Source organism: Flexivirga meconopsidis (genome assembly GCF_026162425.1).
Taxonomy (GTDB): Bacteria; Actinomycetota; Actinomycetes; order Actinomycetales; family Dermatophilaceae; genus Flexivirga; species Flexivirga meconopsidis.
This window is the reverse complement of the sequence record NZ_JAOBQJ010000001.1, coordinates 855,966-871,319: the sequence shown is the minus strand read 5'-3', so window position 1 is coordinate 871,319 and position 15,354 is coordinate 855,966. Positions and strand designations below refer to the sequence as shown.

Below are 15,354 nucleotides of genomic sequence, written 5' to 3'. Positions count from 1 at the left end.
GACGCGCAACCACCCGGGCGATCCCGTAAGCAAAGGTGACGCCAGCCGCACGCTTGCTCACCAGACGCGCAACCCCAGCGATCCCGTAAGCAAAGGTGACGCCAGCCGCACGCTTCCTTACGAGACGCGGGGCGTGCCGCACGGTTGCTTACGAGACGCGGGAGACGCCGGCGGCGCGCAGCCGGTATGCCGTGACGACCTGCTGCATGAACGCGTCCTCCTGGATCCGCAGGCCCAGCAACGGGATCCGGAGCACGGTCTCACCTCCGACGACGACGGAGTTCTGCCGCAGCGCGTCCGCCAGGACGTTGGCCGGCTCCTGGTGGTGGGCGCCGTCGATTTCCACGAACAGCCGCACTCGTGGCCAGCCGGCGTCGAGATAGATGCGGCCGTGCGGGCCGCGGCGGATGACCTGCCGGGCCGGTGGTGGCAGACCGTGGCGACGGCAGGCGGCACCGAAGGCGAGCTCGCCGAGCGCCTGCGCACCGTCGATGACGTCGGCGACCACGGTGCGGATGAGCTTGCGGCGGCGATAGAGCCCCGCCTGCGGAAGTGTCCGTGCGAGCAGGTCGGTCGCCACCAGCCGCTGTTGCACTGCCATTGCGATGACGAGCGCCGCCGCCCGGTCGCTGATCGCCCACTGCGCAGCCCGCAGCACCGCCAATTCGCTGCGCACCCACGGAAGGTCCTCCGCGATCACCTGATCGGGGCCGTGCTCCCAGAGATCACCACGGATCGGCACCACGTGCCGGGTCACACCGCTCACGGCGATCGGGCTGCGCCCGTGCGGGACGGAGATGTGGACCGTCGGCTCACGCCAGCCGGTCAGCCCGGCGTGCTGCAGCGCGCTGACGCCGTCGAGTGCGCTCACCCGGCCGCTCTCCCAGACGGCACGATGTCGCAACGCCACCTCGTCGAGCTGTGCGGCAGTGAGGCCGATCGTGCGCAGACCGTGCGCCCGCCATACACCGGCGGCGAGGAGTCGGCGCACCTGCCACCGGTCGACCCCGAGGGTCCGCAACTGCGCTCGGGACAGCACCCACCCCTGCGGCTCGGCAGCCGCATGCAGGCGGCGCAACGTCATGGCGTCCACCCGAGCCACGGTGGTCGCAGATCGGCAGCCCGTCGTCGCGGGTCGCGAAAGTTGTGGACGGATGCGGCAATTCGCGGGAGATGTGGACGCGCACACGCCGCGGGATCCCGTAAGCAACAGTGCGCCTGACGTCACCCCCGCTTACGAGACGCGCAAGAGCCTCGCCGATCCCGTAAGCGACAGTGCGCCCGGCGTCACCCCCGCTTACGAGACGCGCAAGAGCCTCGCCGATCCCGTAAGCAACAGTGCGCCCGGCGTCACCCCCGCTTACGAGATGCGCGCAACCGCACGCTGGCTTACGAGACGCGCACCTGCCGCGGATCCCGTAAGCGACAGTGCGCCTGACGTCACCCCCGCTTACGAGATGCGGCCGTCGCGGATCCCGTAAGCAACAGTGCGCCTGACGTCACCCCCGCTTACGAGATGGGCCGGGACTTGCTGATCCCGTAAGCAACAGTGCGCCTGACGTCACCCCCGCTTACGAGACGCGCAACCACGCCCGCTTACGAGATGCGCGGGGCTCGCCGTCAGCGGCCCTGGTTGGCGACGGCCTCGGCTGCGGCCTTCGCGGCGACCGGGTCGAGGTATTCGCCGCCGGGAACGGTCGGTTTGAGGTCGTCGCCGAGGCGGTAGACCAGCGGCTGGCCGGTCGGGATGTTGAGGCCGACGATCTCCTCGTCGCCGATGCCGTCGAGGTGCTTGACCAGCGCACGCAGCGAGTTGCCGTGCGCGGCGACCAGCACGACCTTGCCGTCCTTGAGGTCCGGCACGATCGACTGCTCCCAGTAGGGCAGGAAGCGCTCGATGACGTCCTTCAGGCACTCGGTGCGCGGCATCTCGTCGCCGAGGTCGGCGTAGCGCACGTCGCCGTCCTGGCTGAACTCACTGCCGGGCTCGATCGGCGGCGGCGGCACGTCGAACGACCTCCGCCAGATCATGAACTGCTCCTCGCCGAACTCCTCCAGCGTGGCCTTCTTGTCCTTGCCCTGCAGCGCCCCGTAGTGCCGCTCGTTGAGCCGCCAGCTGCGGCGCACCGGGATCCAGTGCCGGTCGGCGGCGTCCAGCGCGAGGTTGGCGGTGGTGATTGCCCGGCGCAGCAGTGAGGTGTGCACCACGTCCGGCTGCACCCCGCCGTCCTTGATCAGCGCACCGCCGTGCTCGGCCTCCGCGCGCCCCTTGTCACTGAGTGGCACGTCGACCCAGCCGGTGAAGAGGTTTTGGGCGTTCCACTCGGACTCGCCATGACGAAGCAGCACCAAGGTGTAGGTCATGGCGTCATCTTAGGAGCGCGCCTGCTCGCCGTGGCCGTGGTCCAGCAGGTGGCGGAACGCCTCGAGGTTGCGCGTCGATTCGCCGCGGCTGATCCGCCAGTCCCACTCCCGCTGCATCGAGCTGCGAAAGCCAAGCACCAGCAGGTCGTTGAAGACGTCGTCGGACGCCTCCAGCACGGTGCCGAGCAGGGTGTCGAGGTAGTCCTCGTCCACGGCCGAACTCGGCACCCGGGCGACCACGTAGACGTCGCCGTGCTCATCCGTCGCATAGGCGACACCGGGGCGCCGCAGGTTGCGCCGCAGCAAGAACTGGGCGAACTCCGCGTGGTTCTCATCAGGATGCCGTATGACGAAAGCTGTTGCAGTCAAAGCAGTTTCGCCGGCCACCAAGGACACGACAGTCTTCAGCTTGCGCTCCCCCGGCAGGCTGACCACGAACTCCCCGTCGCGCGCGCCGAGCTCCCAGTCGATCTCGGCATCGGCCAGGTAGCGCTCGATGACGGCGGTGGTCTGGCTCACTTCAGATCGCCTCCTCGACTCGGGGCAACTCGGTCACCACATCGCTCACCGCGCCGCGCGCACGTGCGTAGACCTGCAGCAGCTGCTCTGCGGTCGCGTCCCAGCCAAACTCGCCAGCATGCCGAACAGCATTGTCGGACAACCGGGCTCGACCGTCCGCGTCGTCGAGCATGGCTGCGATCGCAGTCGCCCATTCCTCCGGGTCGTGCCCATCCACCAGTCGGCCGGCGTCCCCCACCGCCATCGGCAAGCCGCCGACATCCGCGGCGAGGACCGGTGTGCCGCAGGCTTCCGCCTCAAGGGCGACAAGGCCGAAGGACTCTGAATACGAAGGAACCGCAAGCAAATCCGCCGCGCGATACCACTCCGCAAGCTCCACTCGCGAGACCGGAGGCACGAACTGCACCACATCCGCTATGCCCAGGTCGCGCGCGAGCTGCTGCAGCGCACGCGGCTTGTCGAGCCCGCTGCCGCTGGGGCCGCCGAGCACCGCCACGACCAGCCGGGACCGCCTGGCCGGGTCGAGCTCCAACAGCCGGGCGACCGCGCGCAGCAGCACGTCCGGCGCCTTGAGCGGCTGGATGCGGCCGACGAACAGCACCACCTCCGCGTCGTCCGGCAGACAGACCGCAGCGCGAGCCGCCGACCGGCTGCCCGGAGTGAAGGTTTGCAGATCCACTCCGGGAGAGACGATTTCGACGCGATCGGGGTCTGCGTCATACAGCTCGATGAGCTCGCGTGCCTCCCGCTCGGTGTTGGCGACGAGGACGCTCGCGGCCCGGACCACCTGCTCCTCACCGATCTCCCGGCCAGTGGGTTCGGGCCGGTCACCCTCGGCCAGCGAGGAGTTCTTCACCTTCGCCATCGTGTGCATCGTGTGCACCAACGGCACATCCCAACGATCGGCGGCAAGCCAACCGACCTGACCGCTCAGCCAGTAGTGCGAGTGCACCAGGTCGTAATGGCCTTCGGGGTGCCGCGCCACGTGTCGCATGACCCCCGCGGCGAAGGCGCAAAGCTGACCGGGCAGGTCGTCCTTGGCGAGCCCTTCATACGGCCCCGCGTCGATGTGTCGCACCAGCACCCCAGGCGCCAGCCGGACCGTGTCGGCCAACGCCGCCGAGGTGCGCCGGGTGAAGATCTCGACCTCGACCCCGCAGGCGGCGAGCCGCTTGGCGGTCTCGACCACATAGACGTTCAGACCGCCGGCGTCACCCGTGCCGGGCTGATCCAGCGGCGAGGTGTGCACGCTGATCATCGCCACCCGATGCACGGGAGCGGGCGTCTTGCGGTCGGCAGTCACCGATCCAGTCTCGCACCGCGCCGGTGGTCGGCCGCGACCGAGGACGGCATTCGAGATCACCCGGACGCGGGACTGCCCAGCCGCTGCATTGCTGAAGTACCTTGATCGACATGCGTGGCGAGGGCATGCAACTGCGGGTGCTATCCGCCGTCGAACTGCGATGCGGCGCCGACACCCTCCCCCTCAGCCAACTGGAAAGAGCCCTGCTCGCGCGCGTCGCGGTGGGCACGAACGCGGCGGCGAGCGTCGACGCGCTGGTCGCCTGGATCTGGGGCGGCGAGGCGCCCACCTCCGCCCGCAACCGGGTGCAGGCGCTGGTCTCCGGGCTGCGCCGAAAATGCGATCGGCCACTGCTGGAGACAACCAAGTCCGGCTACCGACTGGCCGACGAGGTCGAGTCCGACCTGGCGACCTGGCGAGACCTGGTCGCGGCCGACCCCGAGCTGGCGCCTGACGAGCGGTGGCGCTCGCTCGACACCGCACTCGCGCTCTTCGACGAGGCGCCGTTGCAGAACATCCCGGGCACCGAGGACGTGCGCCTCGCCCAGGAGACCCTGCAGTCCGACCGGCTCGCCGTCCTCGAGGAGAGCGGAGATCTCGCGCTGGGCCTGGGAGAGCTGCGGGGGCTGGCATCGACTCTCACTCAGCTGGTGCAGGAGCATCCCTTCCATGAGGCATTCGTCGCCCAGCTCATGCGAGCGCTCGCGGCGACCGGCCGGCAGGAGGAGGCTCTACGGGTCTATCGCGACACCTACCGGCGACTGAGCGACGAGCTCGGCGTCGGGCCGTCGGACGTGCTGCGGGCGGCCCATCACGACGTGCTGCACGGCACCGCGGCACCGGACCTGGCCGCGTCCAGCGGGGACCAGGATGGGACCGAAACCGTTGCCGCACAGGCACTTCCGATCCCCCGGATGCTCCCTCGCGACCCGGCCAACTTCGTCGGACGCGACGCCGACGTGGAGACCATCCGGCGCGCGGCCAGCGATGCGCTACGCGCGCCGGTGACCGTGAGCATCACCGGCACGACCGGTGTGGGCAAGAGCGCACTCGCCGTGCACGGCGGACGCTTGATCCAGGCCACCTTCCCCGACGGGACCTTGTATGCCGACCTCGGCAACGGAGATCAGGCACTCGCGGTCGGTGAGGTGCTCGGGTCGTTCCTGAGATTGCTCGGTCTGCGGGGTGACGCCATACCGGAGGAGCTCGCGGACCGGGTCGGGCTCTTCCGGTCGATCCTGGAACACCGCCGGGTGCTGATCGTGCTCGACAACGTCGCGGAGATGACGCACGAGGCGACGGCCGCGCTGGAGCTATTGGTGCCGGTGGCCGCGGGTTCGATGGCGATCGTGACCTCCCGCACGGCGCACCACGACCTGCCCGACGCGCTCGCAATCCGCTTGCGCTCCTTGCAGATCGACGAAGCGACCGCCCTGCTCGCCGCAATGCTCGGCGACGACCGCGTCGCCGCCGACCGGGACGGCGCGAGTGCCCTGCTCGACGCGACCGGCCGGCTGCCGCTGGCCATCCGTCTGGTCGCCGGCCGCCTGGTCAATCGTCCCGACCGGCAGTTCGGGGACATGGCCCATCGCCTGGTCTCGCAGCCGATGCAGGACCGCGATCCGCTCGAGGGCCTGCGCGAGAGCGTGCGGATGGTGTGGGAGCGCCGTTCGCCGGCTCAGCAGAGCGCCATCGGCTTGCTTGCCCGGCTGCCGGTGGCGGGGTTCAGCGCGTGGCTGCCCGGCGCCCTGCTCGGTGACGAGGACGCCGGTGACGAACTTATCGAGGCGCTGCTGGCGACCAACCTGATCGAGCCGGTCACCACCGACGACGGGATGACCCTCTACCGGTTGCACGACCTGGTGACTCAGTTCGTCACCTCGACCCACCGGGTCGACGACGCCGACGTGACGGCGGCAACGGTGTCGATCGGCCGAGCGCTCCTGCGTCGGGCCGCCGCCGGGCACAACGTCTTTCATCGGCGGCTGGTCCCCTCTCCGCCACCGTTGACCGACGACGACAATGCCCCGCTCACGAGCAACGCGGTGGCGGTCCGGGAGTTCTTCCGGTCCGACGGGGCGGCGATGCTGACGATCGCAGACGCGCTGGTCCCCACCACACCCGACCTCGCGTGGCGGCTCGTGCTCGCGTCGGCCAACGCACAACACACCTTCAGCGGGCACCGCAGTTGGTTGCGGGTGGCGACCAGCGTGCGGGCGCGGTTGACCGGACCGAGCGCGGACCAGCAACTGGGTCGTGCCCTGCTGCAGCTGGCGGAGTCCTGGCATCGGCAGGATCTGCGCTCGCAATCGCAAGATGCGCTGAGCCTCGCCGAGGCGGCGCGCAAGGCGCTCACGCTGCTCGGCGAGACCGACGGCGCGGCGGCGGCCGACATCGTCGTCGCACACGCTGCGGTCTCGCTCGGTCGTCGGGCGGCCGCTGAGCGCGCGCTCGACCGGGCCGAGAGCCTCCTGCGCCACCACCCGGACGCGACCTACCCGGGGTGGGCCTGCGCCATACGCGGGTTGTTGCACAACGACTACGACGAGCTCGATGCCGCCGAACACGAGCTGGTGCGTGCCCGGGACATCCTCGCCGGCGACGGCGACCGGATCGCCTACGCGACAGCCACCATCGAACTCGCCCGGGTCGAGTGGCGCCAGCACAAGCTCGGCACGGTGAATGTGCTTGTCACAGAGGCTATTTCACTGCTTCAGAAGTACAACGAGCAGCACCTGCTGTCCTATGCGCTCGATGCGCGCGCCGAGATGAGCTATCAACTCGGCCGTGACGAGCAGGCACTCCAGGAGGCCGATGTCGTATGGCGCAGGGCCGTCGACTCGGCGGACGACTTCCTCGCCGCACGCGTGCGCCGGACCCGCGCACGGGCACTGGCCGCCCTCGACCGTCTGGACGAGGCCGAGTCCGAGCTGCGGGCCAGCATCGAGGAGTGCACCACGCTCGACCGGCCGCTGAGTGTGGCCGCGGCGATGCACGACCTGTCCGCGGTGCTCAGCGCCCAGGGCAGACACGCCGCAGCCGCCGAATTGCGCCGCCTGGAACGAGCCGCGCGTGCATCGGCAGATCTCGCGTGCCGCGAGGAGTTCGACGAGGCATACGGCCGCGAAGTCGGTCAGGACGCCGGGCCTGCCGGACGCTGACTCCGACCGGCCGACGGCTCTCACGCGCCGTGCGGCGTGCAGCCTCGCGGCAGGAGCTGCGAAACCACCTGCGGAGATCCCGCAGCGATGTGGTGACGGTGTCAGCCGGCGAGGCCGGTGGTCGCCAGGTAGAGCGTGCCCTGCCCGGACGCCACGGCATCAGTGGCGGTCGCGTCGAGGAAACAAGACTCTCCGGACGCCAAATCCACTGTGCCGTCTGGACATTCGACCCGCACCGACCCGCCGAGCGCGAGCGCGATGCGCGGGCCGTCCTGCCCGGGGAGGTCTGCCGGGTCGGCGCCTGGCTGCACCACGTGCAGTTGGAAGTGCGGCACGTCGATCGGGAACGACTGCACCCGGCAACCGGCCGACTGCTCAGGCACCATCGTGCGGTGCACATCGACGATCCGCAGCAACTCCTCCACATTGATCTGCTTCGGCGTCAGGCCGGCGCGCACGATGTTGTCGGAGTTGGCGAGGATCTCCACGCAGGTGCCGCGCACGTAGGCGTGCAACACACCCGCCGGCACGAAGATGTAGTCGCCCGGCTGCAGCACGCGGTGCACCATCATCGGCAGCACCACCAGACCGATGTCCCCGGGGAACTGCTCGGCGATGCGCAGCACGGCGTCGATGGCATCCGCTGCGGCACCGTGCTCGCGCCCGCGGCAGGAGGCCATCACCGACTCGACCAGCCGGGTCCGCTCATCGCCCGCAGTGCGCAGCACGGCGGCGAGAAGCGCTGCCATCGGCTCGGATTCGGCCGCTGCGCCGTCGACGAGCCGGGTCAGCTGCGCCACCTCGAGGGACCTCAGCAGTGCGGCTGCCTCGTCATACGGACGGAGACCGGCGAAGATCTCGTATGGCGTGACCGCGACCAGCGCCTCGGGCTTCGGCCAGCCGTCCGCATAGGTGCCGGCCGGCGCGTCGAGCGCCTCCTGCGCATTGGGGTGGGTCTGGATCGACAGCGCGCGCTCCGGGGCGAGGACCTTGAGCAGGAACGGGAAGCGGCCGCCGAACATCTCGACCACCTGCGCGCCCATCGTGCCGACCGGATCGTCGGCCACGAGCTTGTCCAGCGTGCTACCTGCGATGCCGGACGGCGCCGCCTCGTGAGCCCCCATCCAGAGCTCGGCCTCGGGCTCGGCGGTGGGCGCCGCCCGTCCGGTGAGTTCGGCGAGGACAGTGCGCGAACCCCAGGCGTACGCCTGGATCTGCGGGCTGAGCTTGCCGATCATCTACGCGCCTTTCGGGCCGAGGAAGTCACCGATCAGTGACCGCACGCGCGGTCGGTGCGTCCACAGGATGCCACCCGGCGGGAGCACCTCGAGGCGGGCATCCGGCAACAGGTCGGCGAGTTCCTCCGCGACGTGCACCGGGTGCGCCGGGTCGTCCTCCTGCGCCAGCACCAGCACCGGTGCGGTGACCCGTCGCAGCGTCTGCCGGTCGGTCATGGCCACTTCGTAGGGGATGGTGCGCAGGGCACGCGACACATCGGTGCGGACGATCGTCGCGGCCTGGTCGCGGCACCAGCCGACGACCTCCGGGCGGCGGCGCTGGTCGGCCGGCTGCTCGGCGAGGAGCAGTCGCGCGACGCCGTCGACATCGCGCTCCTGCGCCAGCTCGCCCATCTGCACGAGCCGGTCGAGCGCGGCGTCTCGCCTAGCCAGGTCAAGGACAGCGGGTATGACGAGCACGATGCGCTCGAAGCGACCCGGCTGCGACTCCAGCAGGTGGCACAGCGCACCCGCACCCATCGACACGCCGAGTGCCTGGGTGGCTCCGACGTGGTCGGCAACGGCGCCAAGCTCGGCGGCGAGCGCGGCGTAGGTCCAGGGTGTCTCGGGCGACGACGAGGCGCCGTGCCCGCGGAAGTGGAAGAACGCGCGACTGCCGGGGACCGACCCGCCGAATGGGCGCGTGGTCGCGATTGAGCCTGCCAGTCCGTGCGCGAAAACCGTTGTCGGTTCACCGGATCCGGTGATCAGGTATTCGAGCGCGCCGTCCTTGGTCGGCAGCAGCGAGGTGCGTGCGGTGGAGCTGGGAAGGGGGTTCGGGCTCACCACGGACCGTAGGGACCGCTGTTGTTGCGCTTCGCGGTGCCGATGACCTTCTGCAGGGCCGGGCGGACATCGGCCAGGTAGACCGCTGCGCCAACCACTGCGGCGATCCCGAAGATGCTGAGCGGGTTGGTGATCACCAGGAAGCCGAGCACCGCGGCGACCGCGGTGATCGCCAGCCAGGCGGGTTTGCTCAGTTTCCCGGCCGCGGTGAACGCGTCAGGACGCCGCCGGATGCAGTCGGCCAGCGCGAAGACCTCCATGGCGAACAGCACGACGCCGAGCACTAGCGCCACGTATCCCTGCAGTTCGAAGAGGTTGCCCATATCGGCAAGCCTAACCCGGACGCGTTCAGCCCACGGTCAGACTCCGACCGCGGTGACCGCACCGACCGGCTCGCCGTGACCGAGGACGTCCATCTTCCCCAGTGCGTCGACCGCCGGGCCGTCGATGCCGGCCCGGCGCAGCAGCGCTGCCATCACCACCGGCCGGGCGCGCTGGGCCCCGTCGGCGATCTTGACCGCGAGCCCGCGCCCGTCGGGCAGGCCGACCGCGTAGACCGCCTCGGCCCCGTCCTTGGCGATCAGGCCGTCCACCCCGCGGATCAAGGCGGTCACGTCCCGATGGGTGCCGCCGAGGTATTCGGGGTGCCGGCGGATCGCGTCGCGGATCGTGGCCTCGTGACTGCCGTCTGCGGCCGCAGCAATGGCGCCGAATGCGCGGGCCAGCCCGGCCGGCGAGATCGCCATGACGGGCGCACCACAGCCGTCGATCGCGGTCGCGGCGATCGGCTCTGCGGCACGCTCGCTGACCGTCGTCGCCATCGCCTGTTGCAGCGGGTGGGCCGGATCCCGATACGTCGCGGTGTCCCAGCCGTTCAGCACGCAGGTGGCGAGCATCGCGGCGTGCTTGCCGGAGCAGTTCTGGGTGATCGAGGTCGGGCCGTTGCCGGCGCGGAGCCACTCGTCGCGGGTCGTCTCGTCATACGGCAGATCGGGGGTGTTCTGCAGGTCATCCTCGGTCAGTCCCGCTCCGGCGAGTATGGCGCGCACGCCCTCCAGGTGGAACGCCTCACCGGAGTGGCTCGCGGCGGACAGCGCGATCAGCCGTGGCTCCGGCAGGGTGAGCCCGGAGCGCAGCATCGCGAGAGTCTGCATCGGCTTGTTCGACGACCGCGGGAAGTGCGGCGCGGTGGCGTCGCCGATCGCGAAGTCGATGTCCCCGTCAGGGGTCGTCACGACGGCGACGCCACGGTGGACGGATTCGACGAAGCCGCCGCGCTCGACCTGCGCGACGACGGGTGCTTCGGACAGGGCGGTGAACGATGCAGACACGTCCTTGACGATAAGGGCGCCCCGTCATACCCCGGCGAGGGGGCCGGTTGGCGACAACGAAAAGCGCCCGCCGGCAAGCTGTTTCGCTGCCGGCGGGCGCCTTCGAGATCACGCGAGAGGTCAGGCCTTCTTCGCGGTCGTCTTCTTGGCGGCCGACTTCTTGGCCGGCGCCTTCTTCGCGGTCGTCTTCTTGGCGGTCGCCTTCTTGGTCACCGCGCGACGAGTCGGACGCTTCGCGGTCGGCTTGGCGGCACCCTCCTTGGCGGCGTTGCTGCGCTGCGCGGTCTTGGCCTCGGCCTCGAGCTCAGCGGCCTCGTCGCCGACGCGGCCGGCGAGCTCGGCGACACCCTTGGCGGCCTCCTTGCGCGCGGCGAACACGGCACTCACCGCGGTGTCCTGGGTGTCCGAGACGGTCTTGCGCGCCTGGGCGACGGCGGCCCTGCCACGGTCGGTGACGTCGTCGACCTGCTCGGTCAGCTTCTTGGCGGCCGGCTGGTTGCGCAGCTCGCGAGTGACGTTCTCGCCGCGCTCGACCAGGCCGTCCCAGCCCTTGGCGAGCTCGTCGTAGGTGCGCTCGAAGCCACCGGCGACCGACTCGTAACGCTGGGTCGCGACCGACGGCAGCGCCTCGACCTGCTCGCGAACACCGTTGACAGTGCTCACGATCCGGGTCTGCACATTCTTGGGGGCGAGCTCGCTGCGGAACGCGGCGGCGGCGCCGGCAGCGCTGTCGAGGGTCTCGCGGACGTTCTCCACGGCGTAGTCGGCGACGCCGACCAGGGCGTAGAACGGGGCAGGGTCGAGGGTCTTCTTCAAAGTGTTGGCCATGAGGTGCCTACCTTTCGGTGTCGGTGCCGTGAAGCGGCGAGGGAGTCGGTTAGTTCAGTCGCCCACGAAGGATTCGTAGACGTCGAGCAACGCCTTGCGCTGCCGGTCGGTCAACCGGGGATCGGCCTTGATCGCGCGACGTACGTCGAGCTCGGTCGCGCCGTCCGGGACGGCATCGAGGATGCCGGCCTGCACGTAGAGCTGCTCGGCCGAAATGCGCAGGCCCTTGGCGATGGCCTGCAGAATCTCGGCACTGGGCCGCTTGAGCCCTCTCTCGATCTGCGAGAGATAGGGATTGGAGATCCCGGTGCGCTCCGCGAGCTGCCGCAGCGAGAGTTGCGCCTGCTGGCGCTGCTCCTTCAAGTAGCTGCCCACGTCACTCACCGGGTTCGGACTCACAACTCCATCATGCTAACTGTAGTTAGCATTTTGCAAGCTGGAGTGAGCGTGAGGCGGGTCACACCGCGCGAAACTCACCGAAAAGGTGCGCGCCACGCCGCGAAACCGCCGTACGACGGCGCGCCGGCCACCTATTCGGCGAGTTATGCCCCAAGCCCCGCGAAACTCACCGACAAGGTGCGCGCCACGCCGCGAAACCGCCGTACGACGGCGCGCCGGCCACCTATTCGGCGAGTTATGCCCCGAGCCCCGCGAAACTCACCGAAAAGGTGCGCGCCACGCCGGGAAACCGCCGTACGACGGCGCGTCGGCCACCTATTCGGTGAGTTATGCGCGCGGCGCCCGACCTACGGGGCGACGATCGGCGTCTGCGCCGCGGCGATCTCCCCGGCGTACAGCGTGGCGTCGAGGGGGGTGTTGCGCTTCACCACGCCGAGTGCGATCGGCCCGTCATCGACGTGCCGGGCGACCGAGGTGATCCGCCCGACCGGCCGCTCCCCCGGCGCGGTGACCAGGTCGGCGCCCGCGTCCGGCAGCAGGTGCCCGGAGCCGTCGAGATGCAGGAAGACCAGCCGCCGCGGCGGCTTGCCCAGGTTGTGCACCCGCGCGATCGTCTCCTGGCCGCGGTAACAGCCCTTGTGCAGATGCACCGCCGTGCGCAGCCAGTCGAGCTCGTGCGGGATGGTCCGATGGTCGGTGTCGGCACCCAGCCGCGGGCGCCAGGCAGCGACGCGCTCGGCCTCGGCCGCCCAGGTGCCGGCGAGCGGCCGGTCACCGATCTCCTCTATCAAGCGCTCCCGCGGCACGATCAGCTCGCGCCAGGCCCGGCCGGCCGCCGGATGCGGATCCACCTCGCTGTATGCCGCAGTGTCCGATCCGAGCTGCGGCCACGGATCACGCCAGGCAATCACACCGCGCGAATCCAGCTCTGCGGGAAGGGATTCGGCACCGATCGGCTCGCCGAGCACTGCATAGGACCCGGTCACGTCGGCAACCTCGACGCGCAGCATGAAGCGCATCTTGTTCAGCCATTCGACAAGCGCCGGCGCGGTGCCCGGCTCGACGCTCAACCAGGTCGTGGCACCGTCATCCACCACGTGCAGCGCGTGCTCGATGTGCCCGTGCGGGCTAAGCACCAACGTCTCAGTGGAGGTGTATGGCGCCAGGTCGGTCAGCGCCTGGGTGGTCATCGAGTGCAGCCAGCTCCGCCGGTCCGGGCCGGTCACCGTGACCACGCCGCGGTGGGAGAGGTCGACAACGGCCAGGCCCTGCTCCAGCAGACGCTGCTCGCGCATCGGATCGCCGTAGTGCGCGGCGACACCGGCGTCGATCCCCTCACCGGGCACCGCACCGTGGCGTTCGAGCAGCGGGCTGTCGTTGGTCGTCGCGGTCACTACACCAGCGTACGTCCGGGCGAGGTGAGCGCTGGAGGGCCGCCGCCCACTTACACTTTCGGCCATGACTCGGGACGACCAAGGCGGATTCGACGACTTCTCGTTCGACGACGTGGCGGGCGAGCGGCGCCTGCCGCAGCACGACGCCCGCGTGCGACGGACCGCCGGGCCCACCGAGACTGCGCAGACGACGACCGAGCCGGCCGCAGAGCAGCAGCCTGCCGCCGAGCCGGCCGAGGCCTCCGGCGAGCGCGCGCCATTTGCCGACGAGGACCTGAGTCAGCTGCCTCCAGCCTCGCCTGCGCCCGAGGGTTCGACGCACCGGTCGCACTCCGGCCGCGGCCGCTCGCGCGGCTCGGGCTCCGCGTCCGGTGGATCAGGCGGGTCCCGCGGCTCCGGAGGCTCGGGTGGATCCGGCCGCGGCGGCCGTGGCCGCAAGCGGACCAAGAAGAAGGCCGGCTGGCTCAAGATCACCCTGCTGACACTGGGGTCCATGGTGCTGGTGATCGCCCTCGCACTGGGCGGCTTCCTGCTCTACCTCAACCACGTCCTCGGCTCCAACATCAAGCACGGTGCGGCCCTGCCCAGCAGCAAGGTGAAACCCGCTGCGGACGCTGGGGATTCACAGAACATCCTGCTGATCGGCAGCGACACCCGCTCCACCGACCCGAAGAACACCTCCGACGGGCGTTCCGACGTCATACAGCTGGTGCACATCAGCGACGGCAACAAATCGGTGCAGGTGATTCACTTCCCGCGTGACATGTACGTCTCGATCCCGGGGCACGGCAAGAACAAGATCAACGCGTCCTATGCGTATGGCGGGCCGGCGCTCCTGGCGCAGACCATCTCCGACCTGCTGGGCGGTGTGGTGATCAACCGCTACGCGATCATCGACTTCCAGGGCTTCGCCGACCTGACCGACGACCTCGGCGGCGTGAACGTCTACGTCGCTCAGCCGTTCAACGAGAAGGGCTACGGCAACTTCAAGCAGGGCTACAACACGATGAACGGCAAGGAGGCGCTCGGCTTCGTGCGCGAACGCCACCAGCTCGCGCAGGGCGATGTGGATCGCGGCCGCAACCAGCAGGCGTGGATAAGCGCGGTGGTGAAGAAGACGCTGTCGGCCGGCACCCTGCTCAACCCGGTCAAGCTGACCAACACGGTCGAGGACCTGACCAAATACACCACCGTCGACCAGGGCACCTCGACCGGCGACATCCGCGGCCTCGCGTTCGGCCTGCGCAACCTGCGCTCGGGTGACATCAGCTACTACACCGCGCCGCTCGACCCGAACAACCCGTTCGGCAACGACCCGGTCGCCGGTTCTATCGACAACGTCGACATGGCCCAGATCAAGAAGCTCGGCCAGGCCGTCTACCACGACAAGATGTCGTCGTACACCAACGGCAAGAACGAGATTCGCTGACTACCATCGGTCGGGTGCCGATCGAACTCGACCCGACCATGCATCCCGACCTCGCGCCGCTCGCCTGGCTGCTCGGCCAGTGGGAAGGGACCGGCGTCGCCGGCTACCCCGACCAGGACGAGGTCCAGTTCGTCCAACAGGTGAGCTGCACCCACGACGGTCGCCCGTTCCTGCGCTGGGAGGCACGCAGCTGGGTGCGCGCGGAGGACGGCAGCCGCGGCGAGCCCTTCGAGAGCGAGGTCGGCTACTGGCGCCCGCTGCCCGACGCCGACGTTGAGCTGCTGCTCGCCCATCCGACCGGCGTCGTCGAGCTCTACTACGGCAAGACCGAGCCGGCTAAGGCAGAGCTGCGCACCGACGGCGTGCTGCGCAGCCCGTCGGCCCGCGAATATACCGCCGGCCACCGCCTCTACGGCTACGTGCAGGGCGGGCTGATGTGGGCGACCGACATCGCCGCAATGGGCCATCCGCTGCAGAGCTACGCCTCCGCCCAGCTGCAACGGGCGGCCGGCCCGGTGTTCACCGCCGGCCCGGACGAGACCGCGACCGACGAGGTATGACGC

14 protein-coding genes are annotated in these 15,354 nt (G+C 69.8%); 3 read left to right on the top strand and 11 right to left on the bottom strand.

All coding sequences use genetic code 11. The annotated features are described in order from the left end of the window. Positions 1 to 148: 148 nt before the first annotated feature. The 4 genes from N2M23_RS04220 to mshA form a co-directional block, all read right to left on the bottom strand. A complete protein-coding gene (locus N2M23_RS04220; protein ID WP_265443524.1) occupies positions 149 to 1,084 on the bottom strand; it encodes a hypothetical protein in 936 nt (311 codons plus the stop codon). 536 nt (positions 1,085 to 1,620) lie between these two features. Next, positions 1,621 to 2,364 (bottom strand): phosphoglyceromutase, encoded by a 744-nt coding sequence (locus tag N2M23_RS04215; RefSeq protein ID WP_265443523.1) that lies wholly within the window; start codon positions 2,362 to 2,364, stop codon positions 1,621 to 1,623. 9 nt (positions 2,365 to 2,373) lie between these two features. Then, positions 2,374 to 2,883, bottom strand: a complete 510-nt coding sequence (locus tag N2M23_RS04210) for a type III secretion system chaperone family protein (RefSeq protein WP_265443521.1) — start codon at positions 2,881 to 2,883, stop codon at positions 2,374 to 2,376. Between the two features lies 1 nt (position 2,884). Then, positions 2,885 to 4,186: a D-inositol-3-phosphate glycosyltransferase gene (gene mshA, locus N2M23_RS04205; RefSeq protein WP_425270178.1), complete on the bottom strand. Its 1,302-nt coding sequence runs from the start codon at positions 4,184 to 4,186 to the stop codon at positions 2,885 to 2,887. Positions 4,187 to 4,296: 110 nt separating this feature from the next. Between mshA and N2M23_RS04200 the strand changes: the two genes are divergently transcribed. Continuing rightward, positions 4,297 to 7,347 (top strand): AfsR/SARP family transcriptional regulator, encoded by a 3,051-nt coding sequence (locus N2M23_RS04200; protein ID WP_265443520.1) that lies wholly within the window; start codon positions 4,297 to 4,299, stop codon positions 7,345 to 7,347. Positions 7,348 to 7,448: 101 nt separating this feature from the next. Here the strand turns inward: N2M23_RS04200 and manA are convergent, their stop codons facing one another. From manA to ygfZ, 7 genes are all read right to left on the bottom strand, one after another. Continuing rightward, positions 7,449 to 8,585, bottom strand: coding sequence for a mannose-6-phosphate isomerase, class I (gene manA, locus N2M23_RS04195; RefSeq protein ID WP_265443519.1), 1,137 nt, complete (start codon positions 8,583 to 8,585; stop codon positions 7,449 to 7,451). Next, positions 8,586 to 9,410 carry an alpha/beta fold hydrolase gene (locus N2M23_RS04190; RefSeq protein WP_265443517.1) on the bottom strand — a complete coding sequence of 275 codons (825 nt, stop codon included), beginning with the start codon at positions 9,408 to 9,410 and terminating at the stop codon, positions 8,586 to 8,588. Beyond that, the gene (locus N2M23_RS04185) at positions 9,407 to 9,733 is read right to left on the bottom strand and encodes a DUF2516 family protein (RefSeq protein WP_265443515.1); all 327 of its coding nucleotides are present in this window, start codon (positions 9,731 to 9,733) and stop codon (positions 9,407 to 9,409) included. The genes N2M23_RS04190 and N2M23_RS04185 overlap by 4 nt, the downstream gene beginning before the upstream one ends. A 36-nt stretch (positions 9,734 to 9,769) precedes the next feature. Continuing rightward, on the bottom strand, positions 9,770 to 10,741 hold the full coding sequence (locus N2M23_RS04180; protein ID WP_265443514.1) for an asparaginase: 972 nt from the start codon (positions 10,739 to 10,741) through the stop codon (positions 9,770 to 9,772). Between the two features lie 120 nt (positions 10,742 to 10,861). Beyond that, on the bottom strand, positions 10,862 to 11,569 hold the full coding sequence (locus N2M23_RS04175; protein WP_265443513.1) for a hypothetical protein: 708 nt from the start codon (positions 11,567 to 11,569) through the stop codon (positions 10,862 to 10,864). Positions 11,570 to 11,623: 54 nt separating this feature from the next. Continuing rightward, positions 11,624 to 11,968 (bottom strand): helix-turn-helix domain-containing protein, encoded by a 345-nt coding sequence (locus N2M23_RS04170; protein WP_265443511.1) that lies wholly within the window; start codon positions 11,966 to 11,968, stop codon positions 11,624 to 11,626. A gap of 347 nt (positions 11,969 to 12,315) precedes the next feature. Further along, complete coding sequence (gene ygfZ, locus N2M23_RS04165; RefSeq protein ID WP_265443509.1) at positions 12,316 to 13,362, bottom strand: CAF17-like 4Fe-4S cluster assembly/insertion protein YgfZ; 1,047 nt, start codon at positions 13,360 to 13,362, stop codon at positions 12,316 to 12,318. A 64-nt stretch (positions 13,363 to 13,426) separates the two neighbouring features. Between ygfZ and N2M23_RS04160 the strand changes: the two genes are divergently transcribed. Both N2M23_RS04160 and N2M23_RS04155 read left to right on the top strand, forming a co-directional pair. Then, positions 13,427 to 14,791 carry an LCP family protein gene (locus tag N2M23_RS04160; RefSeq protein WP_265443508.1) on the top strand — a complete coding sequence of 455 codons (1,365 nt, stop codon included), beginning with the start codon at positions 13,427 to 13,429 and terminating at the stop codon, positions 14,789 to 14,791. Positions 14,792 to 14,805: 14 nt separating this feature from the next. Continuing rightward, the gene (locus tag N2M23_RS04155; protein WP_265443506.1) at positions 14,806 to 15,351 is read left to right on the top strand and encodes a heme-binding beta-barrel domain-containing protein; all 546 of its coding nucleotides are present in this window, start codon (positions 14,806 to 14,808) and stop codon (positions 15,349 to 15,351) included. Positions 15,352 to 15,354: the final 3 nt, after the last annotated feature.